Raw genomic sequence first — 887 nt, 5'->3', positions numbered from 1 at the left:
TGTATGCAACCTGTTCAGTTGCAGCGGGGCCACCCTTGAGAGCCGCCTTATCAGCACCATGAGCGTGGCGGGTGAAGATACCCGTATGGTGCGTGCCCGCCTGTCGGCCATCAACCGCCGGCTGGACTGGGGCGGCTTCTATGTGGATTCTGTCACGGGCTGTATCGCCTATGCGTTGGATTATCCCCTGCCGGCGTCGGGCCTCAGGTATGGCGATGCCTGCCTGGCAAGGTTCTGTACGCAGGCCTGGCAGAACTGGCTTAATTACCGTGGCGCCCTTTCGCGGCTGACCCGGCAGTTGTATGTCGCCACCGGCGAGGCAGACCGGGGCAACTGAGAGGCACCCGGTCCAGAGGGATACATAGCCCTACTGCTGAGAGGCCAAACCAGGAATGAAAAGACGTAAACAATGAATGCAATAAGATCAATCATCGCGCTGGCCCGGCATGGTATCAACACATGCCGCGCCGGAAACTTTTGGGCTGTTCGCCCTCTGTTAACTTAAACACATCCAAACCTGCGTGAGTTGTGACAATTCGCGCAGGTTTAACTTAAACGGAAGACAAAGGAGGATAAATAAGATATGAATGACAAGAAAGAAATGAAAGAACTAAATAATACTAAAAGCCGCTCTATCCAAAGGATCATGCTTCGGTGCGCGCCATCCCTGCTGATTTGTGCGACGCTCCTATCCGGCTGCTCAAAAGACATGGCCGGACCCGTGGCCACCCAGCATGTGCTGCTGGTCTACCTGGGCGGCGACAACAACCTGTCGGGTGAAAGCTACGCAAAGCTGGAAGCGCTGAAAAAGGGCTGGGACGCCCGTCCGGGGGGCAGGCTGCTGGTCTACCACGACGCGGCCGATGCGGCGCCGCAGCTGCTCGAAC

Annotated in this window: 1 protein-coding gene and 1 pseudogene; both read left to right on the top strand. The window is 57.0% G+C overall.

Annotated elements, in window-relative coordinates; translation table 11 throughout:
- On the top strand, positions 1–337 hold a 337-nt coding region (locus ACFO6W_RS25285), incomplete at its 5' end, for a hypothetical protein (protein ID WP_380001767.1).
- 246 nt (positions 338–583) lie between these two features.
- Positions 584–887, top strand: a pseudogene (locus ACFO6W_RS25280) (hypothetical protein); the annotation flags it as partial.

This window comes from Dysgonomonas termitidis, from assembly GCF_042654545.1.
Taxonomy (GTDB): domain Bacteria; phylum Bacteroidota; class Bacteroidia; order Bacteroidales; family Dysgonomonadaceae; genus Dysgonomonas; species Dysgonomonas termitidis.
Note: the sequence above shows the minus strand (reverse complement) of the source record. Positions and strands in the feature narration are given on the sequence as shown.